This window comes from Streptomyces sp. NPDC005438 (genome assembly GCF_040606315.1).
Taxonomy (GTDB): domain Bacteria; phylum Actinomycetota; class Actinomycetes; order Streptomycetales; family Streptomycetaceae; genus Streptomyces.
In genome coordinates, this window is the sequence record NZ_JBEXEP010000009.1 from 75,609 (window position 1) to 100,135 (window position 24,527).

Annotated in this window: 23 protein-coding genes and 1 tRNA gene; 10 read left to right on the forward strand and 14 right to left on the reverse strand. The window is 73.1% G+C overall.

Features of this window, described 5'->3' with window-relative positions:
* Positions 1-67: 67 nt before the first annotated feature.
* Positions 68-1,054 (reverse strand): ArsR family transcriptional regulator, encoded by a 987-nt coding sequence (locus ABZT14_RS19550; RefSeq protein WP_356304270.1) that lies wholly within the window; start codon positions 1,052-1,054, stop codon positions 68-70.
* A 310-nt stretch (positions 1,055-1,364) separates the two neighbouring features.
* Between ABZT14_RS19550 and ABZT14_RS19555 the strand changes: the two genes are divergently transcribed.
* Both ABZT14_RS19555 and ABZT14_RS19560 read left to right on the forward strand, forming a co-directional pair.
* Positions 1,365-2,342, forward strand: coding sequence for an alpha/beta hydrolase-fold protein (locus tag ABZT14_RS19555; RefSeq protein WP_356304273.1), 978 nt, complete (start codon positions 1,365-1,367; stop codon positions 2,340-2,342).
* A gap of 197 nt (positions 2,343-2,539) precedes the next feature.
* Positions 2,540-3,262, forward strand: coding sequence for a C39 family peptidase (locus tag ABZT14_RS19560; protein WP_356304276.1), 723 nt, complete (start codon positions 2,540-2,542; stop codon positions 3,260-3,262).
* Positions 3,263-3,389: 127 nt separating this feature from the next.
* Here ABZT14_RS19560 and selB read toward each other — a convergent pair whose 3' ends face one another.
* The 3 genes from selB to ABZT14_RS19575 all read right to left on the reverse strand — a co-directional run bounded on the left by selB (position 3,390) and on the right by ABZT14_RS19575 (position 6,619).
* Positions 3,390-5,210, reverse strand: a complete 1,821-nt coding sequence (gene selB, locus ABZT14_RS19565; protein ID WP_356304279.1) for a selenocysteine-specific translation elongation factor — start codon at positions 5,208-5,210, stop codon at positions 3,390-3,392.
* Positions 5,211-5,213: 3 nt separating this feature from the next.
* A complete protein-coding gene (gene selA / locus ABZT14_RS19570; RefSeq protein WP_356304283.1) occupies positions 5,214-6,515 on the reverse strand; it encodes an L-seryl-tRNA(Sec) selenium transferase in 1,302 nt (433 codons plus the stop codon).
* 11 nt (positions 6,516-6,526) lie between these two features.
* Positions 6,527-6,619 (reverse strand) — tRNA-Sec (locus tag ABZT14_RS19575).
* Between the two features lie 114 nt (positions 6,620-6,733).
* Here ABZT14_RS19575 and selD point away from each other — a divergent pair.
* From selD to ABZT14_RS19610, 7 genes are all read left to right on the forward strand, one after another.
* Positions 6,734-7,777 carry a selenide, water dikinase SelD gene (selD, locus tag ABZT14_RS19580; RefSeq protein WP_356304286.1) on the forward strand — a complete coding sequence of 348 codons (1,044 nt, stop codon included), beginning with the start codon at positions 6,734-6,736 and terminating at the stop codon, positions 7,775-7,777.
* A gap of 101 nt (positions 7,778-7,878) precedes the next feature.
* Positions 7,879-8,583: a hypothetical protein gene (locus tag ABZT14_RS19585; protein WP_356304289.1), complete on the forward strand. Its 705-nt coding sequence runs from the start codon at positions 7,879-7,881 to the stop codon at positions 8,581-8,583.
* 4 nt (positions 8,584-8,587) lie between these two features.
* On the forward strand, positions 8,588-9,154 hold the full coding sequence (locus ABZT14_RS19590) for a MauE/DoxX family redox-associated membrane protein (protein ID WP_356304291.1): 567 nt from the start codon (positions 8,588-8,590) through the stop codon (positions 9,152-9,154).
* The gene (locus ABZT14_RS19595) at positions 9,142-9,666 is read left to right on the forward strand and encodes a hypothetical protein (protein WP_356304293.1); all 525 of its coding nucleotides are present in this window, start codon (positions 9,142-9,144) and stop codon (positions 9,664-9,666) included. The genes ABZT14_RS19590 and ABZT14_RS19595 overlap by 13 nt, the downstream gene beginning before the upstream one ends.
* Positions 9,666-10,604, forward strand: a complete 939-nt coding sequence (locus tag ABZT14_RS19600; protein WP_356304295.1) for a peptidoglycan-binding protein — start codon at positions 9,666-9,668, stop codon at positions 10,602-10,604. The genes ABZT14_RS19595 and ABZT14_RS19600 overlap by 1 nt, the downstream gene beginning before the upstream one ends.
* A complete protein-coding gene (locus ABZT14_RS19605; RefSeq protein WP_356304297.1) occupies positions 10,604-10,783 on the forward strand; it encodes a hypothetical protein in 180 nt (59 codons plus the stop codon). Before ABZT14_RS19600 ends, ABZT14_RS19605 begins: the two co-directional genes overlap by 1 nt.
* A gap of 63 nt (positions 10,784-10,846) precedes the next feature.
* On the forward strand, positions 10,847-11,377 hold the full coding sequence (locus ABZT14_RS19610) for a hypothetical protein (protein ID WP_356304300.1): 531 nt from the start codon (positions 10,847-10,849) through the stop codon (positions 11,375-11,377).
* 146 nt (positions 11,378-11,523) lie between these two features.
* On the opposite strand, the gene ABZT14_RS19615 is transcribed toward ABZT14_RS19610, so the two are convergent.
* From ABZT14_RS19615 to ABZT14_RS19650, 8 genes are all read right to left on the reverse strand, one after another.
* Entirely contained in the window at positions 11,524-12,729 is a 1,206-nt protein-coding gene (locus ABZT14_RS19615; RefSeq protein ID WP_356304303.1) for an MFS transporter, read from the reverse strand.
* Positions 12,730-12,857: 128 nt separating this feature from the next.
* On the reverse strand, positions 12,858-13,757 hold the full coding sequence (locus ABZT14_RS19620; protein ID WP_356304306.1) for an ABC transporter substrate-binding protein: 900 nt from the start codon (positions 13,755-13,757) through the stop codon (positions 12,858-12,860).
* Between the two features lie 89 nt (positions 13,758-13,846).
* Positions 13,847-14,566: an ABC transporter ATP-binding protein gene (locus ABZT14_RS19625; protein ID WP_356304309.1), complete on the reverse strand. Its 720-nt coding sequence runs from the start codon at positions 14,564-14,566 to the stop codon at positions 13,847-13,849.
* Positions 14,563-15,459: an ABC transporter permease subunit gene (locus tag ABZT14_RS19630; RefSeq protein WP_356304312.1), complete on the reverse strand. Its 897-nt coding sequence runs from the start codon at positions 15,457-15,459 to the stop codon at positions 14,563-14,565. The genes ABZT14_RS19625 and ABZT14_RS19630 overlap by 4 nt, the downstream gene beginning before the upstream one ends.
* Before the next feature lie 12 nt (positions 15,460-15,471).
* Positions 15,472-16,503, reverse strand: a complete 1,032-nt coding sequence (locus ABZT14_RS19635; RefSeq protein ID WP_356304314.1) for a PhnD/SsuA/transferrin family substrate-binding protein — start codon at positions 16,501-16,503, stop codon at positions 15,472-15,474.
* Positions 16,504-16,960: 457 nt separating this feature from the next.
* Positions 16,961-17,836, reverse strand: a complete 876-nt coding sequence (locus ABZT14_RS19640; RefSeq protein WP_356304317.1) for a nitrate ABC transporter substrate-binding protein — start codon at positions 17,834-17,836, stop codon at positions 16,961-16,963.
* 321 nt (positions 17,837-18,157) lie between these two features.
* Entirely contained in the window at positions 18,158-19,021 is an 864-nt protein-coding gene (locus ABZT14_RS19645; protein ID WP_356304320.1) for an IclR family transcriptional regulator, read from the reverse strand.
* A gap of 148 nt (positions 19,022-19,169) precedes the next feature.
* Positions 19,170-19,628 (reverse strand): helix-turn-helix domain-containing protein, encoded by a 459-nt coding sequence (locus tag ABZT14_RS19650; RefSeq protein WP_356304323.1) that lies wholly within the window; start codon positions 19,626-19,628, stop codon positions 19,170-19,172.
* Between the two features lie 94 nt (positions 19,629-19,722).
* Here ABZT14_RS19650 and ABZT14_RS19655 point away from each other — a divergent pair, with 94 nt between their 5' ends.
* Positions 19,723-20,130 carry a VOC family protein gene (locus tag ABZT14_RS19655; RefSeq protein WP_356304326.1) on the forward strand — a complete coding sequence of 136 codons (408 nt, stop codon included), beginning with the start codon at positions 19,723-19,725 and terminating at the stop codon, positions 20,128-20,130.
* 449 nt (positions 20,131-20,579) lie between these two features.
* Here ABZT14_RS19655 and ABZT14_RS19660 read toward each other — a convergent pair whose 3' ends face one another.
* Together ABZT14_RS19660 and ABZT14_RS19665 are read right to left on the reverse strand one after the other, a co-directional pair.
* Complete coding sequence (locus ABZT14_RS19660) at positions 20,580-23,360, reverse strand: hypothetical protein (RefSeq protein ID WP_356304329.1); 2,781 nt, start codon at positions 23,358-23,360, stop codon at positions 20,580-20,582.
* Positions 23,357-24,496 (reverse strand): AAA family ATPase, encoded by a 1,140-nt coding sequence (locus ABZT14_RS19665; protein WP_356304332.1) that lies wholly within the window; start codon positions 24,494-24,496, stop codon positions 23,357-23,359. The genes ABZT14_RS19660 and ABZT14_RS19665 overlap by 4 nt, the downstream gene beginning before the upstream one ends.
* Positions 24,497-24,527: the final 31 nt, after the last annotated feature.

Here is a 24,527-nt window from a genome sequence, read left to right on the forward strand (position 1 = left end):
GTGCCCGAGGGGGCCCGTACGGGGCGAACCCCCCGTCCCCCGACGGGAGTTGACGTCTCCCGGGGGCTCAGCGGCCTAGCAGGTGGTGGCCCCGGCTGGTGAGCCGGTGGATCACGTGGGCGCCGCTGCGCTGGCTGTGGACCAGGCCGGCGCCCCGGAGCACCTTGAGGTGGCCGCTGACCGAGGGGGCGGTCATGCCCAGGCGGGTGGCGACCGATCCGGTGGTGGAGGTGACGGTGAGCGTGGCGAGCACCCGGGCCCGACTGGCGCCCAGGAGGGCGGCGAGGGCCTCCGAGCGCTGGGTGGCGGTCGGGGACGGCCGGGGCTCGGGGGCGACCGGGTAGACCACCACCGGCGGCAGGTTGGGGTCGGCGATGGCGATCGGCGTGGTGTGGCAGAAGAAGGAGGGGATCAGTCGGAGGCCGCGTCCCCTCAGGTGCAGGTCCAGGTCCACCGGGTAGGGCGCGGTGAGCACCGGGTCCCGCCACACGAAGGGCCGCAGCCCCTCCAGCAGCGCCACCATGCCGCCCTCCAGGGCGGCCGTACGCCGCTCGGAGTCCGCGGCGACGGTGGAGGCGACACGGCTCCAGTCGGGTGCGACCAGCTGGGTGTGGATCTGGAGTACGGAGTCGGCCACCCGGTTGAGCAACTCCCGGTCGCCCGAGGCGAGTTGGCCGGTCCACCGGGGTAGGGCACGGTGCCGGGCGGCCTCCCGCAGTTCGCGGGCCAGCCGGGCGCCGGAGGTGGCCCGCAGGGTGCACAGGGCGGCGGACATCCCCTCCTCGGACTCGGCGGGGGTCAGGAAGTCGGGGAAGTAGGGGGCGTCGGCCGGGGCGAGGTCGTTCAGCAGGTGGCAGGCGGCCCGGAGGTCCTCGCTCTGGAGGCGTTCGGCCGCCCCCCGTCGCCAGGGCTGGAGGTGCCGGGGCAGCCGGCTCGGGGGAGTGGTGAGGACGTGCAGCCCGAGTATGGCCTCCCATATGGGATCCGCGGACTTCGCCAGTTGTACGTACCGGAAGTCGCGGTCGCTGAAGTGGATCCGCAGAACGCCGGGCATGGGCAGATGGTGGCGCCCCGTACCCGTCACCACAAGGGCTTTTCAACCAGGACCGAAAACCTCGATCCCCTCCGCTCTGTCGTGTACCTAACATCCCGTCTCGCGAGCACAGGAGCGCTGACGCGGAATCCGAACGTGCCGGTTCCACGGCCGTGCCCGTGGTGTTCGCGCCGACCGGTTCCCTCTGTCGCACCAAGGCTTCCGAGTCCTCGGGTCTCCCCGGGCCCGCCCCTGACGACAGCGGCCTCGTGCCGCACCCCCTGCCCCTCCCCGCACACCCCACCAGGAGGTCGCGTTGAAGAAGTCGCCCATGTCCCGTCCTTCCCGTCGAAACGTACTCAAGATCGCGGGAGGCGCCACCGCCGCGACCCTGCTCGGCGGTGCCGGCGTGATGGCCTCGGCGACCGGTGCCCAGGCCGCTGAGGACGGTTTCGGCCTGCGGATCACCGACCGGGGGGAGAGCGACCCCCGGATGAAGTACTACCGGTTCGCCACCGACGAGATCGACTGGGACCCGGCCGTCAACGTCCTCCTCCCCGACGGCTACGACAGCGGACGGCGCTACCCCGTGCTGTACCTGTTCCACGGGGGCGGCCTGGACCAGGACTTCCGGTCCTTCGACAAGGCGGGCATCCGCCAGCTGACCGCCGGCAAGCCCATCATCGTGGTGATGCCCGACGGCGGTCCCGCCGGTTGGTACAGCAACCCCAAGCACTCCAACTCCGGCCCCCGCAACTGGGAGTCCTTCCACATCAAGCAGCTGCTGCCGTGGATCGACGCCAACTTCTCCACCCACGCCGAGTTCGACGGACGGGCGGTGGCCGGCTTCTCCATGGGTGGCTTCGGCGCCCTGAAGTACGCGGCCAAGTACTACGGCCACTTCGCCTCGGTCAGCGCCTACTCCGGCCCCGCCAGCCTCCGCCGCGACGCCGGCCTGGTCACCCACTGGGCCAACGTCTCCTCCGCGGCGGCCGAACTGGCCGGCGGCAGCATCTACGGGGTGCCCCTGTGGGACGAGGCCCGGGTCACCGCCGACAACCCCGTGGAGAACGTCTCCCGCTACCAGGGCAAGCGGGTCTTCCTGGTCGCCGGCACCAGCCCCGACCCGGTGAACTGGGCGGACTGGGTCACCGAGACCCAGGTGCTCGCCGGCCAGCGGGAGTTCCGCGACCGCCTGAAGGAGGCCGGCATCGCCCACGAGCAGTTCGAGGAGGGTGGCGGACACGTCTTCCGCAAGGAGATGTTCAGCCGCGACCTCGAAGGCATCCTCCGCCGGCTCAAGGCCTGACCGCTTCCTCCTTCGTCACCCCCTCCGTACCCCCCCGGGGCCCGCCCGGACCGTCGAGGACACCCCGTTCCACACGCGCCCCGCGTGCGGAACGGTCCCCGACCCCCTGACCGGGCCCACCCACCGGGCGGGTGGCTTCTCTGGTCGGCCACCCGCCGTCTCCTCCCCCCCCTCACCATCCCGATGGGAGACCCCCCATGAGAAGAAGACACATGTCCACCGTGCTGGCGACCGCCGTGGTCACCAGCACCGCTCTCGCCGCCCTGGTGAGCCCCGCCGTGGCGCAGGGCAAGCCCGCCCCCACCTCGGTGTCGGTGACCCAGTTCGGCACCTCCGACGGCACCGCCGTGGTGAGTGGCCAGAACGAGCCCGGTACCCGCTTCCACGTGAAGGGCACCCAGGCGAAGGCGTCCAAGACGCTGGAGATCGACTACCAGGTCCAGCAGACCGGTTACTGGTGCGGCCCCGCCGCCACCCGTATCGCCCTCTCCGCGCGGATCAACCCGCCCAGCCAGGGCGACCTGGCCGCGCAGCTGGGCACCCACGAGGGCGGTACCGACCACATCAGCCAGGTCACCGGAGTGCTCAACTCCAACCTGGGCACCGGCTGGTACGAGACCAAGGAGATGCCCAACGACCCGCCCACCCAGGGACAGAAGGACCTGCTGTGGCGCGACATCGTGCTGGACATCGACAACAACTACCCGCTGGTCACCAACATCGTGGCCCCGCCCGGTAACCAGCCCCCCGGCTACCCGTCCGACCAGACCATCTACCACTACTTCTCGGTCATCGGCTACGACGACGCCAACAGGACCGTGCTGATCGCCGACCCGGCCAACTTCGGCGGCAACCAGATCTACTGGCTGTCCTTCGACCAGCTCGCGTCCCTCATCCCCCCGAAGGGCTACGCGGCCTGACACCGGCACCCCCGTGACGCGCCGGTGTGACCCGCCGGCCGAACACCCCGTGGTCCACGGGTGACCCGCTGATCCAGTGGGCGCCCGTGGACCACGCGCGTCACGGGCCGGTACCCGGACTCGGGCGTCAGCGCTCCCGCACCGTACGGCGGCCGGTGGCGTCCCGCCGGGTCACTCCCGCGCGGTCCAGGTGCTCCAGCAGCGGGATGGCCACCCGCCTGCTGGCCCCCAGGGCACGACAGCACTCGCCCACCGTGAACGGGCCCGGGAGGGAACGGAGTCGGGCCTCGGCCCGTACCGCCGCGTCGGGCGGCAGGTGCACGTCCCCGTAGCGGGCCAGCGCCCCCTCCCGCACCAGCGCGGCCAAGGTCCGTCGGGACAGGCCGAGTTCCCGCAGGCGCTGTCCGGTCGGCGCCTGGAACGGCTCGGCCCGGAAGTCCTCGTACAGCGGTCGTACCGCCTCCCGGAGCGGGGCGGGCAGGCTCCCCTCGCCGTCCGGCCGGTGCAGTCGGCCGTCACGGACCCGCAGCCGGCCCCGGGCCAGGGCCTCCACCAGTTCGGGAACCGGCAGGGCCAGCGCGCGTTGGGCCTCGGTCACCGGCAGCCCGGGGTCGAGGGGCCGTTCCCGTTCGTGGACGTCGACGGCCTCGTCGAGCCTGGCGCGCAGTTCGGCCGCCCGGTCGGGGTCGACCAGCCACCCCAGGGCGCCGACCGGGCCCTCGCCCGGCTCCGTCGCACCCGGGCCCGACTCCCGCACCGGGGGCAGGTGGACGCCCCTGGCCCGTAGGGCGTCCCGGTGCGCCACGCCCAACCGGCGCAGGACCACGGCCAGTTCGGTGGACGCCGGCAGGGTCGCCAACTCCCGGGCCCTGGCGGACGCCGCGCCCCGTCGGGTCAGTGGCGGAGGGGCCACGTCCAGGACCACCGCGCCGGTCAGTGCCCGTGACCCCGGGTCCCGTACCAGCAGCCGGTCGCCCAGGTGCAGGTCCCACGGTGTCCGCAGCCGCAGCCGCGCGGTGCCCGGACCCAGGGGGCGCACCCGGGCGCCGGTCATCGCGGTACCGCAGTGGACCAGCGGTTCGGCTGGAAGCGTCGGAGGCCCCGGGGGTTCCGAAGACTCTGACGCCCCCTCGTCCAGCCGTACGTCCACGGTGTCGGTGCGCCACCAGTGGCCGGGGGTGACCAGGGCGTGCCCCCGCTTCACCACTTCCCGAGGGGTACGCCGCAGGTTGACCGCGACCCGGGCCGGCGCGGTCACCGTCTCGGCGTCGTCGCCCAGGCACTGCAAGCCCCGTACGGTCACCGGCCGGCCCTCGGGGGCGAGTTCCAGCTGGTCCCCGACGGTGAGCCGGCCGGCGGTGAGGGTGCCGGTCACCACGGTGCCGGCCCCGCCCACGGTGAACGCCCGGTCCAGCCACAGCCGTACCGGGGCGTCGTCGTCGGGGGGCGGGGTCGTAGCGCTGAGGTCCCGCAACCGGTCCCGCAGCGTCTCCAGGCCGTCGCCGGTACGGGCGCTGACCGCGACCGCGTCGACCGCGCCCAGCCGGCTGCCGGCCAGGCGTTCGCGGGCGTCGGCGAGCACCGGAGCCGGGTCGGCCAGGTCGGCGCGGGTCACCGCCAGCAGCCCCCGGCGCACCCCGAACGCCTCGACCGCGTCCAGGTGTTCCCGCGACTGGGGCATCCACCCCTCGTCCGCCGCCACCACGAACAGCACGGCCGGAGCGGTCGCGATCCCGGCCAGGGTGTTGGCGATGAACCGCTGGTGGCCCGGTACGTCGACGAACGCCCACGCGGTCCCGTCGGGCGCGCGGGTCCACACGAAGCCCAGGTCGAGGGTGAGACCCCGCCGCCGTTCCTCGGCCAGACGGTCCGGGTCGGTGCCGGTGAGGGCCCGCAACAGGGTCGACTTGCCGTGGTCGACATGGCCCGCCGTGGCGATGACGAACACCGGTCACCCGCCGCCGTGCCGGGCCGCCAACACCGCGTGCAGCAGGGTGTCGTCCTCCTCCGGGGCGACGGTCCGCAGGTCCAGCAGCAGCCCCTGGTCGTGCCGCCGCCCCACCACCGAGGGGCGGCCGGTACGCAGCGGGGCGGCCAGCCCGGCATCGAGGCGTACCGCCGCGCTGGGCAGCACCACGTCCGGGGCGCCCCCTCCGCCCACCCGGGACCCGGTCACCGTGGCGGAGGCCTCCACCCCCTTGTCGCGCAGGGTTCCGGCCAGCGCCTCGGCCCGGGCCAGGAGCTGTTCCGGGTCGGCGGTGAGGGCCTGTTCCACGGGGGTGGCGGGCCCCCGGAGGGTGGCCTCCAGCGCGGCCAGGGCCAGCTTGTCCACCCGCAGCGCCCGGGCCAGGGGGTGCCGGCGCAGTCGGGTCACCAGCGGCTCCTCGCCGAGGATCAGCCCGGCCTGGGGGCCGCCCAGCAGCTTGTCGGCGCTGGCGGTCACCAGGTGCGCCCCGGCGCGTAGCGCGGAGGTGGCGTCGGGTTCGTCCGGCAGTACGGGGTGGGGCCGCAGCAGGCCCGAGCCGATGTCGTACACCACCGGAACGTCCAGGGTGGCGAGTTCGCGGACTCCCACCGAGGAGACGAAGCCGGTGGTGGCGAAGTTGGAGGGGTGCACCTTGAGGATCAGGGCGGTGTCCGGGCCGACGGCGCGGGCGTAGTCGGCCAGGTGGGTGCGGTTGGTGGTGCCCACCTCGCGGAGGCGGGCACCGGTGCACTCCAGCAGGTCGGGGAGGCGGAACCCGTCCCCGATCTCCACCAGTTCGCCTCGGCTGATGATGATCTCCCGGCCCTGGGCGAGCACGGTCGCGACCAGGGTCAGCGCGGCGGCGTTGTTGTTGGTGAGGTGGACCGCCCCGGCGTCGGGCACCGCCTCGCCCAGGGCCTCGGTGACGCCGGCGCCCCGCCGTCCCCGGCGACCGGTGCCGAGGTCGAACTCCACGTCGGCGCATCCGGCCGCGGCGTCCAGGGCCTCCCGGGCGGCGGCGGACAGCGGTGCCCGTCCGAGATTGGTGTGGACGACGACGCCGGTGGCGTTGAGGACCGGTGTCAGCCGGGTGGCGGTCGGGGGCAGCAGCGACAGGGCGGTGGTGGCGGCCAGTTCGGGGTCCAGCCGCTCGTTCCGTACCAGCTCCAGCGCGGCCCGGACCGCCTCGCGCACCAGGGGGGCGCCCAGCCGTGCGCGGGCGGCGACCAGCCGGGGGTCCGCGAGTACCGCGTCGGTGCGGGGCACCCGTCTTCTGCGGTCGTCCATCGGCTCTCCCACGGAGGCGTACGGGAATCGAACCCGCCTGACCGGGGTTCCCGGCCACATCGGTGTTGAAGACCGTGAGGGCCACCAGGCACCTGCCCGCCTCCGCCGGGAAGTATAGGTTCCCCGACGCCGGCGCCCTGACCTGCCCCGGGAGGGGAGCCCCCCCGGGGGCGGCCACCCCTCCCGCGCGGGCCGGGTGAGGGGTAGGTTCGGCGTCCATGAGCGAGCCGCGTGCCCAGGAGCCCCCCCGTCTGACCCAGCTGGCCCACGGGGGAGGCTGTGCCTGCAAGATCCCGCCGGGGGAGCTGGACGACCTGGTGGCCTCCCTGTCGGGACAGTACGGCGCGGCGGTCGACCCCGCCCTGGAGCTGATGGTGGGCCTCGACGGGGGCGGCGACGACGCGGCCGTGGCCCGGCTGGACGAGGAACGGGCACTGGTCACCACGGCGGACTTCTTCACCCCCGTGGTCGACGACCCCTACGACTGGGGCCGTATCGCGGCGGCCAACGCCCTCTCCGACGTGTACGCCATGGGCGGGGTCCCGGTCACGGCCGTCAACCTGCTGGGCTGGCCACGGGAGACCCTGTCCATGGACCTGGCGGCACGGGTGCTCAGCGGAGGGCGGGACGTCGCCCACGGGGCGGGCTGCCACGTGGGGGGCGGGCACAGCGTGGACGACCCGGAGCCGAAGTACGGCATGTCCGTGGTGGGCGTCGTCCACCCCGACCGGATGCTGCGCCTGGACGCGGCGACCCCCGGGCTGCCGTTGACCCTGACCAAGCCGTTGGGGATCGGGGTCCTCAACACCCGTCACAAGGCGACCGGTTCGGTCTTCCCGGAGGCGGTCGAGACGATGGCGACCCTCAACCGGGACGCCTCGCGGGCGGCGGTGGAGCGGGGCGTGAGGTCCGGTACCGACGTGACCGGGTTCGGGCTGCTGGGCCACCTGTACAAGCTGGCCCGCGCCTCGGGGGTGACCGCCGTGGTGGACGCCTCGGCCGTGCCCTACCTCCCCGGTGCCCGGAAGGCGGTCGAGGACGGGTTCGTCAGCGGCGGGAGCCGGCGCAACCTGGACTGGATCACGCCGTTCACGGACTTCGGCGCGCTCTTCGACGACTCGCCGGGCTCCGTCCACGAGAGGCTGCTGCTGGCGGACGCCCAGACCTCGGGTGGACTGCTGCTGGTGGGGGAGGTGCCGGGCCATCCGGTCATCGGGGAGATCCGTCCGGCCGGCCGCTTTCCGCTGGTGGTGCGGCCCTGAGGACCCCGTTGCCGGACTGTTCGGATTCTTTGACTGTACATTGACAATGCTTTCGCGGCGTCACTAATCTCCCGCCAACAACCGGACAACGGAGGGACGTTATGGCATCGGCCACCACCGTCGACCATCGCGCCCTCGACGGCACCGCGTACCGTCTGGAAAGCGCGCTCGACCTCAAGCTGCCCTTCACCTCCGTCGCCGAGGTCTCCATCAACGGCAGGCTGGTGGAACTGACCGCCGGCCCGGCCCAGCTCGGCGAGAACATCGCCCGCTCCCTCGGCGTCGAGAAGTTCGACTCGGAGCTGTCCTTCCAGGGCGGCACCCTCCGTACCGTGGCCAAGCGGGAGTACGACGCCCAGTCGAAGATCGTGGAAAAGCCCATGCTGGTCGTCTGGCAGGGCAAGAGGTTCAGCCTGGTGACCCGGCTGTACCGACTGGAACTGCGCGACGTGCTCGGCATGTTGCGGACCCTCCACATCGCCGAGCACACCGAGGGCATCACCCTGACCCCCCAGGCCGACACCGGCAGCCGCTTCGCCCGCCCGGCGAGCGTCATCAAGGAGGTGCCGGGTCTCGGGCTGGTCGAGATGTCCAAGGTGACCGCCGAGCACTCCGCCCAACTCCCCCCGTGGAAGGGCGCCCAGGTCAAGTCCGGTGAGCTGTACCGGGACACCCTCTCCGACGGCAAGCCGTTCTTCATCCTGTCCAACCCCAAGGTCTGGGCGACCGTGGTGCCGCTGGCCGGTACCAAGGTCGAGCGCGTACCCGACCTGGTCGAACGGCTCACCCTGGCCATCGCGGACTGACCGCATGACGACCTTCCTCGCCCCGGTGGCCGTCGGCATCGTGCTGGGCAGCCTGCTCACCGGCTTCGCCTCACACGTGGCCGCCCCGTCGGCGCTCCGTGACGCGCTGCGCCAGCACCGGACCCTGCCCCGCCGCGCGGTGCCCCCGGTGACCTTGGCCGTGCCGGTGGCCGAGGGCGTCCTGGGCCTGGCCGGTCTGGTCGCCCTGTTCGGGGGCAGCCGGACGGGCGTGACGGTGGTGATGGCCGCCAGCGCGGCACTGTTCGGCACCTACACCGGCTACCTGCGCCACGTGCTGGCCAGCGGTCGCGGCGGCCCCTGCGGCTGCTCCCGCTCCGACGTGCCGCTCAGCGGCTGGGCGGTCGGCCGGGCGTTCACCTACGCCCTGCTCGCCGTCGCCGGGGCCCTCCTGGCCCAGGCCGCCGTACCCCTGCTCACCGACCCCGCCGAACTGGCCACCGTGCTGCTCGCGGTGGCCACGTTCACCGCGCTGCTGTGGTACTGGCCCCTCGCGCTGCACAATCCGGCCCACCACCCGGCCGAAGGAGACGCCGCACCGTGGACTTCGTAACCAGCGCCCTCCTGGTCTCCTGGGTCGCGATCGCCCTGCTGGCCTTCGTGGTCGCCGGGCTGGTCCGCCAGGTGCACCAGCTCACCCGCGCCGGCGGCACCCGACGCGCCTCCTCCCCGCGGAAGGTGGGCATCGACCCCGGCCGCCCCGCGCCCGCGATCGACGAACTGGCCGGCCAGGACCAGGACGCCGTACTCCTCTTCCTCAGCGACACCTGCCACACCTGCGAGGACGTCCTCGCGGCGGCCGGCGAGTGGGTACGGCGCGAGGCCCCCGAACAGCTCGCGGTACGCGCCGTCTACGCCGAGACCACCGTCACCGCCACCGACGAGGTCGTCCCGGTCCTCCCGGACCGCGCCGACCTCTTCGAGGCCTACGACGCCCTGGCGACCCCGTACGCGGTGATCGTCGACCGCACCGGCAGGGTGCGGCGTTCGGAGCCGGTGGGCTCCGCCTCGGCCCTGCTGGAGTTGCTGAAGTCCGATCTTCCCGGCCAGGTAAGGAGCTCCTGATGCCCTCGCTCGACGACGTCCCGATGCTGCGTCGGTCGGGTACCCCGGCCACCCCGACTCCCGCCTCCCGCCCCCGGTCGGCGAGCCTGATGCGCGGCCCGACCGGATTCGCCCTGCCCCGACGCCGGTTCGTGCAGGCCGCGACCGCCGTGGGCTTCGCCGCCCTGGGCGTCTTCTCGGTGACCCGGGAGGCCTACGCCGACGGCTACGACATCTGGACCGGCGACTGCCCCTCGTACGCCGCCGACCACGACTGCTCGCCCGGCTGCGGCCCCAGCACCGTGTTCGTCGACGCCTGCGAGGAGAGCGGCGAGCACCTCGGCTTCCACAAGAACGACGGCGTCAACTGGACCCTGCGCCCCAACCAGTGCTACTCGGGCACCTACGACGGCTGGCTGTGGCGCTACAGCGACCCCTGCGGCAGCTGCGGCTGCGGCATCGAACGCCGCTGCCACGACGGCTACCGCAGCACGGAGTCCGGCTGGGTGCGCTCCATCTGCCGCTACACCACGGACTGCGGCTGCCCCGGTGACATCACCTGGCCGAAGATCGCCTCCGGCACCAAGGGCCCGGACGCCTCCGCCATCCAACACCTGCTCACCGAGGCCGGTTTCGCCACCGAGGCGGACGGCGTCTTCGGACCGGACACCGAGGCCCAGGTCAAGGCGTTCCAGCTCGACAAGGGTCTGGAGGACTCCGGCACGGTCGACGCCACCACCTGGCCCAAGCTGGTGGTGACCGTCCGCAGCGGCGACAACAACCACGCGGTGCGCGCCGCCCAGGAGATGCTGAAGAAGCACGGCTACGACGTCGCCGTGGACGGCGCGTTCGGCGCGGCCACCAAGTCCGGCGTCACCAAGTTCCAGACCCGGCACGAGCTGGAGGCCGACGGCATCGTCGGCCCCGAGACCTGGCGCACCATGACGGGCACCGTCTGATGTCGGACCGCCGGGAGCACACCGCGGCCGTCGGCGCCTGGCGCCGACGGCTGACGGACCCGGCGGTGCCCACCGCGGTGCTGGCCCTGGCGGCCCTCCTCGCGGCCCTGTACTCCCCGACCCTGACCTGGGCGATCACCGGCGGTCTGGCCGGCTTCTCGCTCTCCGGCTCCGTTTGAACCCGCAACAGCGCCTACGCGCTGGCCACGCCAGGTTGGCGGGCACTGCATCGACAGGCCACCGTGTTGGCCGTACTCACCGTGGGGCTGCTCCTCGGTGCCCTGTTGTCAGCCATGGTGCTGTGGCTGTTCTCCGGTCTGCTGACGCCGCTGCCCCTGGGCTGGCGGCACGGGGCGGTCGTGGTGGCGGCCCTGCTCGCCCTGGGGCGTGACGCGGGCGTGCTGTCGTTCCCGATGCCGCAGAACGCCCGGCAGATCCCCCAGGACGTACTCCAACGCGACCTGATGCGCGGCACCCTCCAGTTCGGCTTCGAACTCGGTACGGGGGTACGCACCTACGTGTCGGCCAGCGCCCCCTACGTCCTCGCCCTCGGGGTGCTGCTGGCCGGCGACTCGGTGGTGACGGCGGTCGCCGTCGGGGTGGGCTTCGCCCTGGGCCGTGCCCTGTCCCCGGTGGTACGGCTGGCCTCCGGCGACGTCGACAACTGGGACGTGGTGCTGCTGGACCGGCTGCCCCCGATGAAGGTCGCCATCTGCGCGGTGACCGCGGTGGCCCTGGCTGTGCTGGGGTGGACCGGCGTCTGGACCGGCTGACCGACCCGGGCGGGGACGCCCCGACGCGGCTTAGCACCGCGCCCGTGGACCAGCCCACACCCTCCCGCCCTTTCCCGCCGCCCCGGCCACCCACCCGAAGAGAGGGACGCGTGGGCGGGACAACCCCGACCTGAGCGGCGCGCCCCTCAGGTCGGGGCGGAGGGGCTGGTGGGCCGTACGCCGTCGGAGGCGGGGGCACCGGGCCCCGGGGCGGAGGCCCGGGAGGTCCGGGAGGCCCGGCGGGTGACCGAGGTGAGGACGGCGAGGGCGACCAGGGGTGCCAGGGCGGTGGCCGCGAACCCCCAGTCGCCCCACCGGTCGTAGGTCGCCATCCACAGCGGGGGCGCGCAGGCACCGCCGAAGAACTGGGCGGACATCGCGAGGGAGGCGGCGCCGGCCCGGTTGCCCGGGGCGCTGGTGACCGCCAGCGTGTTGGTCACCGAACGCAGGCCGGTGACGGCGAGGCCGACCAGGGCGATGCCCGGGGCCATCACCCAGAGGCTGGGACCGAGGGCGGCGGCGAGCAGCCCGCCCAGCAGGGCGAGGTTCGCCACCAGGCCGAACGGGGCCACCCCCCACCGGGCCATGCCGGGGCCCACCAGGGAGGCGCCGGCGATCCCGGCGCAGCCGAACACCGCGCTGAGCAGGCCGAGTTCGAGGGGGCCTAGGCCGAACCGGTCGTGCCCGCGCAGTACCGCCAGGACGGTGAGCCCGACCGCCGCCAGATAGCACAGGAAGGCGACGGCGCAGCCCAGCGCCAGTCGCCGGTTGGCCAACTCCCGCCAGGAGGCGCGGCTTTCGGCGGTACGCCGGGTGGCCTCCCGGGAGGGCGGCAGGGCGCACAGCACCAGCGCGCACAGCCCGGGTACCAGGAACGCCAGCCGCCAGTGCGCGGCGGCCGAGGCTCCGGTGATCACCGGACTCACGCCCTGGCCGGCCGCCTGCGCCGCCGCGAACCAGCCCAGGGCCCGGCCCAGCCGCCGGGAGGGGACCAGGTCGGAGATGGCGGCCACCATCAGGGGGGTGGTGAAGGCGTTGGTGGCGCCCTGGAGGACCCGCGCGGCGAGGAAGAAGCGCATCGAGGGGGCGAGCGCGCAGAGCGCGGTGGCCACCACGAAGCCGGCGAGCGCCAGTTGGAGCACCCGGCCGCGTCCCCAGCGTTCGGCCAGGGTGCCGGACAGCAGCATCAGCGCGGCGAACGGCAGCATGTAGACGGTCACGGCGGTGGCGGCGGTCTCGGGGGTGGAACGCAGTCCCTCGGCCACCTCGTGGACCATCGGCGTGACCATGGTGCTGCCGTACGGGCCCAGGAACCCGCCGACGTACAGCGGCCAGACGCGGTGTCGGGGCACGGGTGCCGCCCTCTCGTGGGTGGGCCCGGGCGCGCGGCGTGGACCGGGGTACCGGGGTGGGGCCGCCGTGGTCCGACGGCCCCACCCCGGCCCGGCCGCCCGCTTCCGGGGCGGTGGAGCGGCTGGGGTCAGGCGCTGATGAGGTTGTCGACCAGGCTGTTGTACGAGCCCTGTTCCTCGATCAGGCCCCAGCTGACCATCCACTCGTAGGTGCGCTGGAACTGGCCCTCGGGGTAGGGCGCGGGGTCCACGAAGCGCAGCCTCCAGAGGGCGAAGTCCTCCGGGGAGAGGGTGGGGTCGATCTCCTCGGGCACCTCGGCGATGAGGTGGTGCAGGTAGGGGCGGGGGTCCTCCCGGAGCTTGCGTACGGCCTTCACCACGGCGCGGTTGAGCGCCTCGTAGGTTTCCGGGGAGACCTCGGGGGAGGCGATCTCGGAGCCGACGTAGAACGCCTCGGCCAGTGGCTGGAAGCCCTGCTTCTGGGCGACGGTGATCCACGGCTCCATCAGCGCGGCGGCGGTGACCCGCCCGTCGCGCAGCTCCTCGAAACGCTGCTGGGGTCCGCCGGTGTGCACCACCTTGATCTCCTCCCGGGGGAGGAAGCCCTCCAGGGTCTGGAGGGCGAGGTAGTGCGAGCCGTGGTGGAAGTTGACCGCCACCTCCTTGCCGGCGAGGTCCTGCGGGTGCACCTCCGGGGCGTCGGGGCGGACGAACAGCACCTGGCTGCCGACCGCCGCCCGCTTGCCGACCACCCGGCCGCCGACGGTGGTGTCGTGGGAGCGGCGGATCTGCCCCCACTCGCAGGCGCGGTAGAGGGAGGCGTCGCCGCTCTCGAAGTTGGACCGGCTGCCGAAGGCACTGATCAGTTCGTGGTCCTCGACGTGGGAGACGTTGGCGTCGTAGCCCTTGGGCACGAAGTCGACGTCCAGCCCCTCCTCCGCGTAGTAGCCCTCGTCCTTGGCGACGAGCTGGGGGAGGGAGAAGACCAGGGAGAGGGTCTCCATGGTGATCTTCTGGCGGGGTGCCATCAGGCACGCTCCTTTCGTGGAACGGGTGTTTCCCCGAGGGGATGGGTGGGTGCCCGCGCCCACCGACGGGCGCGGGTGAGGTTCTCCGGTCAGCCGAGCGCGGTGAGGACGCGGCTGTGGCAGTCGAAGATCCTCGGGTCCTCCGGGTCGCGGGGACGGGGGAGGTCGATGACGTGCTCCTCGAGGACGGTGGCGGGGCGTCCGCCGAGCACCAGGACCCGGTCGGCGAGGAACGCGGCCTCCAGCGGGTTGTGGGTGACCAGCAACCCGGTACGGGGGCGGGCGGTCCACAACTCCTGGAGCAGCAGCCGCAGTCGGCGCGCGGTGAGCTGGTCCAGGGCGCTGAACGGCTCGTCCAGCAGCACGAGTTCGGGTTGGATGGCGAAGGCACGGGCCACCGCCACCCGTTGCCGCTGACCGCCGGAGAGCACCGAGGGGTACTGCTCGGCGTAGCCGTCCAGACCCACCGACTCCAGGGCGGCCGTGGCGTCCGCCGCCGGCAGTCCGGCGCTGGTGAGGGCGAGTTCGACGTTGCGGCGCACCGACACCCAGTCCAGCAGCCGGGGTTGCTGGAAGACCACGCCCAGCCGCTCCGCCCCGGCGTCGGACACCGAGCCGCCGTCCGGCTGCTGGAGTCCGGCGACCAGGTGCAGCAGGGTGCTCTTGCCGGTGCCCGACGCCCCGACCACGGCGACCAGTTCGCCCTCGTGGACGGTGAGGTCGAAGCCGGCGAACACGGTCTCGGTACGGCCGGTCCGGGTGCTGGTGAAGGACTTGTCCACCGCCTCCAGACGTACCCGGGCGGTCATACGGCCACCTCCCTGCGCCAGCGGCCGAGCCGTCGTTCCAGGCCCTGGAGCACCCCGTACTCCAGGGCCGCCATCACCACCGCGAACAGCAGGGTCCAGCTCAGTACGGCGGCGACGTCCTGCGCGGCGAACTGGTTGTTCAGCTCGTAGCCGACGCCGCTGGACATGCCGAACATCTCCACCAGCACGATCACCTTCCAGGACAGGGACAGGCCCAGTCGGGCGCCGGAGAGCAGCGCCGGCTGGAGCGAGGGCAGCCACAGGTGGCGGAGTTGGTCGCGGCGGGAGAAGCGGTAGACGTGCGCCATCTCGCGCAGGTCGCTGTCGATGGCGACGGTGCCCTGGTACACGCTGAGGGTCAGGGCGGGCGCGGCCGACAGCGCCACCGCGACCACCGGGTTGGTCAGGGAGACGCCGAACCACATCACGCACAGCAGCGCCCACACCAGACCGGGCACGGTGAGCCCGATGAGCACGGCCGGTTCGAAGAACCGCCGCAGGAAGGGCACGCGTCCCATGGCCAGCCCGACGGCGACCGCCACCACGAAGGCCAGCAGGAAGCCCAGCAGCACCCGGAGCAGGGTCACCCCCAGCGCGTCGTAGAAGTGGCCGTCGGAGGCGGTGGCGGTCAGGGTGGCCCACACGGTGGGCACGTCGGGCACCAGCACGCTGTCCAGGCGCAGGGCCATCAGCTGCCAGCCGCCGACCAGCGCCGCGAGGAACGCGGCGGCCGGCAGGACGGCGCGGCCCCATCGGCGCGCGTACGAGGTCGGCCGAGGGCCACCGGTGGGAGGGGAGGCCGTCGGTGTACGGCCGGTGTCGGCCGGCGGTCGGGGCACCGTGGGGCCGTCCCGGTCCGGGGGCCGCGCGGTGCGCAGGGTGGTGTCGCTCACGGTTCGCCCTCCTCAGTCCAGTGCCTGGTAGACCGGCCGCCTGGGCGGCTTGGGCAGCAGCCCGGTGTCCACGGCGACGTCGAGTTGCTTGCGGATGTTGGCGAAGGTGCGCTTGTCCCAGGTGGTCGGGTAGACGTCCACCAGCCTCTTGGGCAGCAGCGCGATGGCCTTCTTCTCCGAGGCCGGGATGCCGTAGTAGCGGTGCAGTTCGGAGAGCACCTCGGGGCGGTCGTGGATGTGCCGGTGCGCGGAGAGCCGCAGGGTGGCCAGGGCCTTCGCGGTCTGCCGGTTCTTCTCCACCCAGTCGCGTCGGGCGCCCTGGCCGTTGAGGAACAGGCGCTGTTCGGAGCCGGTGCCTTCCTGCCACTCCTCGTTGACGGTGGCGAGTTGGCGTGCTCCCTTGCCGACGAGCCGGGTGGCGTTGGGTTCGATGGTCACGATGGCGTCCACGTCGCCGCGTTCGAAGAGGGCGAGGCCGGCCAGGACGGCGCCGGGGTGGAGCTTGTGGTCCTTCTCGAAGTCGCCGCCGCGCACGGCGGTGGCGAGTTGGGCGGAGCGGAAGGCGTCGCTGTTCTTGGGCGGCGTCGCCACCTTCCTGCCCCGCAGGTCCGAGACCTTCCGGTACGGGCTGTTCTCCGGGACCAGCCACACCACGTGGTTGGCGAGGCTGGTGGAGAAGATGACCACGTCGGAGCCGGCGTCGCCCACCACGGCGGCGCCGATCGGCCCCATGCTGGAGACGTCCAGGGCACCGGAGAGCAGCTTGTTCTGTACGTCACCGGGGCCGGTGCCGCCGACGTAGGTCAGGTCCAGGTCGCCGATCAGTTTCCGGCGCTCGGATATCGGCCGGATCACCGCGCTCGCGGTGCCGGGCTGGGTGTCCTCGACCTTGGCCCGCCGGCCCTGGCCCCCGCCGGGGGAGCCGTCGGCGTCGCCGCAGGCGGCGAGGAGCGGGCCGAGGCCCAGCAGTCCGAGTCCGAGGCCGCCCGTTCGCAGGACGGTACGGCGGTCGAGGGGCCGGCGGGTGCCGGGTGAGCTTGGCATGGGGTTCTCCAGGGACGGAGGGCGAAGGCGGGGAGGGACGGGGGACGTCGTCGTCCCCCGCCGTCGAACCGCACTCGTCCCACCGGGTGGTGGGGCCCGGGGCGCGCGGCCCGTTGGGGGGCGGCGCGTTGGGGCACACGGAGGGAACGCGGTGGGCGGTGTCGAGGGAGGGCGAGCGGGCCGAGGGGCACGCGGTCTCGCGCGGACGGTGAGGGAGAACGGCGAGGACGTGGCGGCCCGCTGCCGGTGGGCTCCGGGTCGCTCCGGTCAGCCGTGGCGGGTGCGCCTCGGAGGAGGGGAGGAGAAGTGGGGCGCCGAACCGCGGGGCTACGACGAGAGGGGTGGTGCCGTGGCCGTCAGCGCGGGGACGCCGAGGGACACAGGCCGCCGTGGTGCAGGCAGCAGTCCAGGTGCAGACGGCGCGTCAGCAGCGCGCCGGGCAGCGTCCGCTCGCTCATCAGGGGCGCTCCTGGGCGAGTTGGAGGAAGGAGTCGTAGCCGCGCCGGCCGTCGGTGAGCTGCCAGGACCGCATCCAGGCGTAGCTCTCGGTGAAGCGGCGCTGGGTGAACGGGGTCGCCGTGGTGTACCGGTGGTACTCCGGCCGTAGCCGCTCCGGTGGCAGTGCCCCTTCGAGTTCGGCGACGACGCGGTCGGCGTACGCCCGCCGGTCGGCGTTGATGATCCGTACCGCCTCGTTGACCACGCTGACGAAGGTGTCCCGTCGGGAGGCGGGGAGTTGGGGGGCCATCACCTGGCTGCCCCGGTAGAAGTAGGTGCCCAGCAGGTGCGCGCCGCGTTCCAGGGCGAGGCTGAGGAAGGGCTCCATCAGCATCACCACGGGGGGCCTGCCGGCCTTGGCGGCGGCCAGCCGTTCGGCGGGCGGGCCGGTGTGCTCCAGCACGATCCGCTCGCGGGGCACGGTGCCTTCCAGCAGGTGCAGCGCGGTGTAGTGGGAGCCGGTGAACTCGTTCACCCCGACCGGGACGCCGCCCAGGTCGTGCGGTTCGTTGAGTTCCGGGTCGAAGCTGACCAGGGCCTGTGCCACCACGGCCGGTCGCAGGTAACCGAGGTAGCCGCCACGGCGGTTGCGCTCCAGGCGGTCGATGCCGCCCCACTCGCAGAGGTTGTACAGGTCGGCCCGCTCACTCTCGAACAGGGCCTCCTTGCGGCGGCTGATGGGGTCGCGGCGGTTCTGCCCGCGTACCGGGTACCCCTCGGCGACCGTCACCTCCAGACCGGCGGCGGCGAAGAGGCCGTGCTCCAGGGCGACCAGTTCGGGCAGGTCGAACACGGGGTGGTTGGGGGAGATCACGATGGTCTCGCCGCTGCCCATGCCGTCGCCCTCCCCTCGCGGATGCCGCTGTCGTGGGTACCGGCGCGGTGGCTTCGGCCCCTTTTGCGTGTGCCTCAGGCTACGTCCGAGGAGTCGGCCGGTCAACGGTCGATTTTCATGATGCGCCAAGCATTGCCACAATGTGAAAACGGCCTGCCGGTGCGGCGGGGCGGGTCGCCCCTTATGCCCTCAACCGCCCCTCGCGGTACGGGTGTTGGAGCGGAGGGGGATCGTCCGGTACCTCGTGGCTGGGCGACGCGGAAAGGCGCTCCGAGTGCCCTCGGAGCGCCGGAGACGTCGCATGGCCCGGTGGGACCTCGGTCACATTCGGCCGAGCGTCAACGACACCGGCAGCCCGCGCAGTCGTTCCGCCGTCGCCAACAGGGCACCGCCGAGTTCGGTCAGCCGCTCGTCGGCCATCCGCCCGGACGGCCCCTGGATGTCCACGGCGAGCCGTACGGTGTCCGAGCCGCTGTCCACCGGGGCGGCGAGTCCCCGCAGCCCGTCCTCACCGTCGTACACCGCGTAGCCACGGAAACCGGTCGCGAGGATGTCGACCCGGGTGTTCCAGGCCGCCCGCTCACCCTCCTCGGGGAGGTCCTCCGACGACCGTGAGGAGGGCGGTTCCGAGGCGCCGTCACCCGTGCCGTGCCCGGCGGCCTCCTTCGCCCCGTCCTTGTCGCCGTCCTCCGGGGGGAGTGCGGCGAACACCAGGCCCATGGCGGAGGCGTCCGCCGGCAGTACCCGCCCCGGCTCGCCCAGGTAGCGCAGCGGCTGGTCGGACTGGACCGACAGCAGCACCAGCACCCCGTCCTCGCGGCGCATCCCGATGCTCGCGGTCTCCCCGGTACGGTCCGCCAACTCCCGTAGGGCGGCGGTCACTTCGGGCAGCCCGGAGGTGGCCAGCGACTGACGGCCCAGCCGCAGCAGCAGCGGTCCGGGCAGGAAGCGCTCGCGGTCGGCCGCGCGGCACAGCAACCCCTCCGCCGAGAGCGTGTTCAGCAGCCGGTGCACCGTGCTGACGTTCAGCCCGGTGGTCTTGGCGAGTTCGGTGAGCGTCGCCCCCGAGGGGCCGCTGTCCACCACGGCGGACAGCAGTCGCGCCGCTCGGGCGACGGACTGCACGCCACCGCGTGACGCCGAGGGGTCGGGACCGGTGGCCGGGGAGGAGGTCGCAGCTGTCACCCCTCGACGCTATCGAACCGGGCCGGTCGGCGCCGGGGCACCGAGGCGCGGGGCGTGGGGCGCCGGGGTGCGGCTGAGCGCCGGGAACCCGGGGTGCCGGGGTGCCGGGATGTGGCCCCCGACCCGGCCGGCGGAGGTACGAGGTCGGTCACCGCCCCCCGTCCCGCTCCCCGGACGCGGAGTCCTCCCCGACAGCGAGGTCCTCTTGAGCTGCGAGGTCCTGTCGAGCTGCGAAGTCCTTGCGAGCAACGAGGATCTCGTCCAGGTACCGGCGGGACCAGGCGCACATGCCGTTGACGGTGTCCCGCAGCGCCCCGCCGGCCTCGGTGAGCTGGTACTCCACACGCGGCGGCACCGAGGCGTACACCGTCCGACGCACCAGCCCGTCCCGTTCCAGTTGGCGGAGGGTCTGGGTGAGCATCTTGTGGCTGACGCCCGGCATCTCCCGCCGTAGCCCGGTGAACCGCAGGGTGCGGTCGCCCAGCACGTTGAGGGCCAGCAGGGCCCACTTGTTGGCCACGCTCACGAAGACCTCGTGCGCCAGCGCCTGGGCCCGCGCCCTCTCCCCGTCGACCTCGGGCACGCGCCCGACCTGCTCGGTTTCCATCGGGTGCCCCTCTCACCGAAAAGTGCGTTCTTCCCGCTCAGAGCCTACGTACCTACGGTTCCCGGGAGACCGGAAGCGACCTGGGGGAGAGCCCATGACCATCCTGAGGACCTACGCGCGCCTGTGGGCCGACGACGTCGAGTCCGCGCTGCCCCTGCTCCGGCGGCTCACCGGGCAGGAGCCCCATCTGCGCTTCGCCTTCCAGGGGGTCGACCTCGCCGCCGTGGGCGACTTTCTGGTGATCGCCGGGCCGGCCGAGGAACGCGCGCAGTACGCCCACGCCTCGGCCACCGTGGTGGTCGACGACCTGGACGCGCTCCGGGCGACCCTGGAGGACGCCGGCGCCGTCCTCACCACCCCGCTGACCGAGGGTGGGACCGGGCGGTTCCTCTACGCCCGCCACCCGGACGGGTCCGGGGTCGAATACGTCGAGTGGGCCCCGGAGTTGGTCCGCGAGGTCCTCGGGGCGGGGGAGCACCGGGGCCTCGGCACGCCGCGTTGAGGTCGAGCCTAAGGACGTTCCCCATGGGGTGCCCCGCCGTCGGTGCTCCGGGGCGCCGGGGAGTCTGAGCCGCCGCCGGGCGGGGACGCCACCGCGCTGGCCACCGGCCCCCTCCGCGTCACCACGATCGGGCGCCGACCGCTGAGGCCGAAGCGGCCACCACCGGCGGCCCGAGCCCCCCACCCGAAGCGCCGTGCGTGCGGGACGACCCCGGGGCGCCTGAACCCCGGGCTGCCTCGGCCGTGACCCTCCGGCGAGCCGACCGACCCCCGCACGGCGACCCACAGCGACCATCCCCGTCCGCAGAGCCCCCACCCCCGGAGTGCCGCGAGGGGCACGCGCGCCGGGACCGCTTCCGGGCGGCCCCACCGGGCGCGGCCCTCCAGGCCCCCCACGACGCGGGTTCCGCCCTGGCCCGCACCCGGGCGGAACCCGCGTCGTGGGGCGGGTCAGGCGTCGAGCAGGACCGCCAGGGCGGCGGCCGTCTCGGGGTGCCGTCGGGTCAGCACGGCGCCCGTCGGAGCCGGTTCCGGCGAGGACCAGGAACCCTCGCAGCCCAACAGCTCCGCCACCGCGTCACAGGTGACCGGATGCGCGGCCAGCAGGGGGACCCCCCTGCGTTCGCCCCGGGACGGGGTGGCGGTGACCGGGGCCGCGCGCCAGGGCGGCACCCAGGCGTCCAGTTCCGGCAGCCGGGCGGGGATGATCCGCCCGGCCTCCCGTATGAGCAGCGGGGCCAGCTCGCCCGCCTGGGACCGCAGGGTGGTGATCAGCGAGGGCAGCCAGGGCAGCAGCACCGGATCGGGCAGCCTGCCGAAGGCGTTGGAGACCGCCTCCACCACCACGTCGGCCAGTCCCGGAACCGGTTCCAGGGCGTGCACGAAGCCGCTGAGGTACCGGGGGTAGGCCGGCACCACCAGGGGATTGGCGAGCAACTCCGCGCAGCGGGCCCGCAGTTCGGTCCGGGAGAGGGTGCCGAGCTGCACCTGGGCCGCCCACAGCAGCGCGGTCCGGGACGGTTCGCCGGGGCGTGACTGGGCGACGGCCAGCTCCAGTTGCGCCCGGTCGCAGCCCAGCGACAGGGCGAGGCTCTCCATGCTGAACAGGAAGCCCAGCATGGCCGCGACCTGCTGGACGGTCGCCTCCTCGTCCGCGAACGCCGTCGGCAGCAGGGTGCAGTAGTGCGCGTACCCGGTCTTGACGAAGGACTCGATCCACGGAGGCAGCGCCGGTTCGTTGGTGCGGTAGTACGCCAGCAGCCGCCGCACCCGGCGCAGCACCTCGGGGGCGCCGTCCACGGTGCGTTCGGTGGCCAGCACCTCCAGGGCCCGCTGGCCCAGCTCGTCGGCCAGGCGGCGGCTGCCGAGGTAGAGGGTGGCGTCCTCGACGGCGGCCAGCGCCGACGCCGTGGTCGCCCGGGGCCCGTAGGCCTGGCGTCGCAGGCGCTGTTCCAGCACCTGCTCGATGCTCACCCCCTCGTACCCCAGCTCGATCAGGGACCTCTGGTGGGTGCCCAGCGCCAGGTCCCAGGACTCCTGGATGGACCGCTCCCCGAGGCGGCGTTCCCCCATGATCGGGCGCACCGCGTGCGTGGGCATCAGCTGGCGCAGCATCCACAACACGTCGGAGCAGGCCTGGAGTCCGGGGTCGGAGGCCATGTCCAGCAGGGCCCGCTGGACCCCGCGCTGTTGGAGCTTGAGCCCCAGGGGCGCGAGCCGGTCGTGGACGTCGCGGGCGAGGGGTGGCAGGGCGTCGTACCCGACCTGGCCGATCCGGTCGCCGCCCATCATGATCTCGACCAGTCGGCGCACGTCCCGGCGCCCTGGCACCGAGTCCTTCTCGATGCAGGTGATCGCCGCGTCCTGGAAGTCGTACGGCGTGGGCTTGGCGCGGTCCCTCATCCCGGCGAGCAGGATCGAGGTCTCGAACACCGCGATGGAGTCGGCGGTGGAGGCGAGGTAACCGTTGCGTCGGGCCGCCCGCACGATGTCCACCGACCAGCCCAGCAGTTCCGCCTCGTCCAGGCCGTCCAGCACCGGGGGGCGTCGCAGGAAGCCGGAGAGCCGGTCGGCGGTGACCACCTCGGGGGCGGCCACCGGCGGTGGCCCGGACTTCTTCGCCCGGGACTTCCGGGTGCCGGCCTGCCCCTCCAGCCGGTAGGGCTGGGTCCGGGTGCGCTTGAGGTTCTTCGCCCACTCGGTCGCGGCGATCGACACCGATCCCGACGCCAGGTGGAACTGGGCCTCGATCGACGCGTGGCTGGAGGGGATCAGCCCGTACTGCCAGGTGGTGCCGGTACGCGGCGGGATGGCGAAACCGTCGGTGCCGTGCAGGCCGAACTCCTCGACCCGGCTGGCCGCGTGGAAGGCACCGCAGACGTACAGGCAGTCCGACGGGTCGGTGCCGCTCGCGGCCAGGTGCTCGCGCATCCGGGTCCACATGTACCGTTCGCGGTCCTCGTCCACCCGCAGCTGGTTCCCGTCCCCGGGGGCGAGGCGGCGGAACAGGCTGCCCACGAGGAACATCACCTGGCGGTAGGTGTCGTGGTCGCTGTCGCCGAGGGGGACCTCGACGTACTGGTGCCACCACTCCGACCAGTGCCGCACCCTGCCGTTGCGCAGGAGGTGTTCCTCCAGGTCGGCGAAACGGGGGCGCAGGTCGCCGATCTCCACCCCGACGGCCTCGCCGTGCAGCCCGGCCTCCGGTTCCTCAGCCGGCTGATCGGCCCCCTCCTCGGCCCGCCCCCGGGACCGGTCCCACTGGTAGACGTGGTCCGAGGACCGGTCGACCAGGACCAGTTCGACGTCCGGGGTGTCCAGGGCGTACGCGATGGCCTGGTACTCGGCGGAGGCCTCGGTGATCGGTGCGACCACCGACAGCGGGGCCCACTCGGCGGGGAAGCCGTCCACCTCGCTGGCGAAGGACTGCACGGCCACCGGCAGCCGGCAGTTGCGCAGCTCGGTCAGCAGCGGCGTCATGTCCTCGCACAACTCCAGGTACACCACCCGGGGTTGCTTCTCCCGCAGGCGCCGGGCCATCGCCAGCGCCGAGGCGGGGGAGTGGTGGCAGACCGGGAAGATCTCCAGAGGCTCGCGGACGGCGCGGTCGACGTCGTCGACCATGCCCAGGAGGAGCCCCTCCAGGGCCCGGGGTCCGTCGGCGAACGCGGTGGCGGCCTCGTGCAACTGGCCCCGCAGCGCGGCGAACGGACTCTGTTCGGCGCCGCTCATGACAGCGTGGCGATCGCGTCACGGCCGCCCTCCAGGAACTCGGGCCAGGCCCCGCCCTCCTGCTTGCTGCGCGGCTCGACGACGCCGTGCAGGTACTTGTTGAGGATGGCCAGGTCCTCCGGTTCGCGTCGGGCGAGGGAGCCGACCAGCGAGGAGGCCAGGGTGCGGGCGGTCAGGGACTGTTCGCCGAAGAAGGTGCCGTGCAGCACGGCGTCCTCCAGCACGCCGATCTGTTCGGCGGTGGACAGCGCGGACTCCAGCTTCTCCTCGTCGCTGCCGGCCGCGGCGGCGGAGGCCCGCAGGTCGGCGAAGCTCTGGAGCAGCACGTCCAGCAGGGTGGGGGGCACGTCCAGGTCGATGGAGTGGCGGCGCAGGAGTTCCTCGGTGCGGAACCGTACGATCTCCGCCTCGCTCTTCTTGTTGGTCACCACCGGGATGCGGACGAAGTTGAAGCGGCGCTTCAGCGCGGAGGACAGGTCGTTGACGCCCCGGTCGCGGCTGTTGGCGGTGGCGATGACGGAGAAGCCCGGCTTGGCGAAGACGATGTTGTCGCTGACGTGGTCGCTGTCGTCGCCCTGGTTCTCCAACTCCGGGACCGAGATGTACTTCTCGGACAGGATGGAGATCAACGCGTCCTGTACGTCGCTGGTGGAACGGGTCAGCTCCTCGAACCGGCCGATGACGCCCGCTTCCATCGCGGTCATGATCGGCGAGGGGATCATCGACTCCCGTGACTGCCCCTTGGCGATGACCATGGACACGTTCCAGGAGTACTTCACGTGGTCCTCGGTGGTCCCGGCGGTGCCCTGCACCACCAGGGTGGAGTTGCGGGAGATCGCGGCGGACAGCAGCTCCGCCAGCCAGCTCTTGCCGGTGCCGGGGTCGCCGATGAGCAGCAGCCCCCGGTCCGAGGCCAGGGTGACGATGGAGCGCTCGACGAAGGTGCGGTCACCGAACCACTTCTGGGATATCTCCCGATCCAGGCCGTCGGCGCGCTCGGAACCGAGGATGAACAGCCGGACCATCTTCGGGGACAGGCGCCAGGAGAACGGCTTGGGGTTGTCGTCGACGGACTCCAGCCAGTCGAGTTCCTCGGCGTACTTGATCTCGGCGGGGGCACGCAACAGGTCGGACATGGCGGGGCCTTTCATGGAAACGGAACGAGGT

Excerpts from the sequence above, each read along its gene's own strand:
- ABZT14_RS19600 (WP_356304295.1), top strand. The coding sequence starts at position 9,666 with ATGCCCTCGCTCGACGACGTCCCGATGCTGCGTCGGTCGGGTACCCCG.
- selD (WP_356304286.1), top strand. The coding sequence starts at position 6,734 with ATGAGCGAGCCGCGTGCCCAGGAGCCCCCCCGTCTGACCCAGCTGGCC.
- ABZT14_RS19550 (WP_356304270.1), bottom strand. The coding sequence starts at position 1,054 with ATGCCCGGCGTTCTGCGGATCCACTTCAGCGACCGCGACTTCCGGTAC.
- ABZT14_RS19635 (WP_356304314.1), bottom strand. The coding sequence starts at position 16,503 with ATGCCAAGCTCACCCGGCACCCGCCGGCCCCTCGACCGCCGTACCGTC.
- ABZT14_RS19665 (WP_356304332.1), bottom strand. The coding sequence starts at position 24,496 with ATGTCCGACCTGTTGCGTGCCCCCGCCGAGATCAAGTACGCCGAGGAA.
- ABZT14_RS19640 (WP_356304317.1), bottom strand. The coding sequence starts at position 17,836 with ATGGGCAGCGGCGAGACCATCGTGATCTCCCCCAACCACCCCGTGTTC.
- selA (WP_356304283.1), bottom strand. The coding sequence starts at position 6,515 with ATGGACGACCGCAGAAGACGGGTGCCCCGCACCGACGCGGTACTCGCG.
- ABZT14_RS19590 (WP_356304291.1), top strand. The coding sequence starts at position 8,588 with ATGACGACCTTCCTCGCCCCGGTGGCCGTCGGCATCGTGCTGGGCAGC.
- ABZT14_RS19560 (WP_356304276.1), top strand. The coding sequence starts at position 2,540 with ATGAGAAGAAGACACATGTCCACCGTGCTGGCGACCGCCGTGGTCACC.
- ABZT14_RS19655 (WP_356304326.1), top strand. The coding sequence starts at position 19,723 with ATGACCATCCTGAGGACCTACGCGCGCCTGTGGGCCGACGACGTCGAG.
- ABZT14_RS19585 (WP_356304289.1), top strand. The coding sequence starts at position 7,879 with ATGGCATCGGCCACCACCGTCGACCATCGCGCCCTCGACGGCACCGCG.
- ABZT14_RS19660 (WP_356304329.1), bottom strand. The coding sequence starts at position 23,360 with ATGAGCGGCGCCGAACAGAGTCCGTTCGCCGCGCTGCGGGGCCAGTTG.
- ABZT14_RS19650 (WP_356304323.1), bottom strand. The coding sequence starts at position 19,628 with ATGGAAACCGAGCAGGTCGGGCGCGTGCCCGAGGTCGACGGGGAGAGG.
- ABZT14_RS19620 (WP_356304306.1), bottom strand. The coding sequence starts at position 13,757 with ATGGCACCCCGCCAGAAGATCACCATGGAGACCCTCTCCCTGGTCTTC.
- ABZT14_RS19605 (WP_356304297.1), top strand. The coding sequence starts at position 10,604 with ATGTCGGACCGCCGGGAGCACACCGCGGCCGTCGGCGCCTGGCGCCGA.
- ABZT14_RS19625 (WP_356304309.1), bottom strand. The coding sequence starts at position 14,566 with ATGACCGCCCGGGTACGTCTGGAGGCGGTGGACAAGTCCTTCACCAGC.
- ABZT14_RS19555 (WP_356304273.1), top strand. The coding sequence starts at position 1,365 with ATGTCCCGTCCTTCCCGTCGAAACGTACTCAAGATCGCGGGAGGCGCC.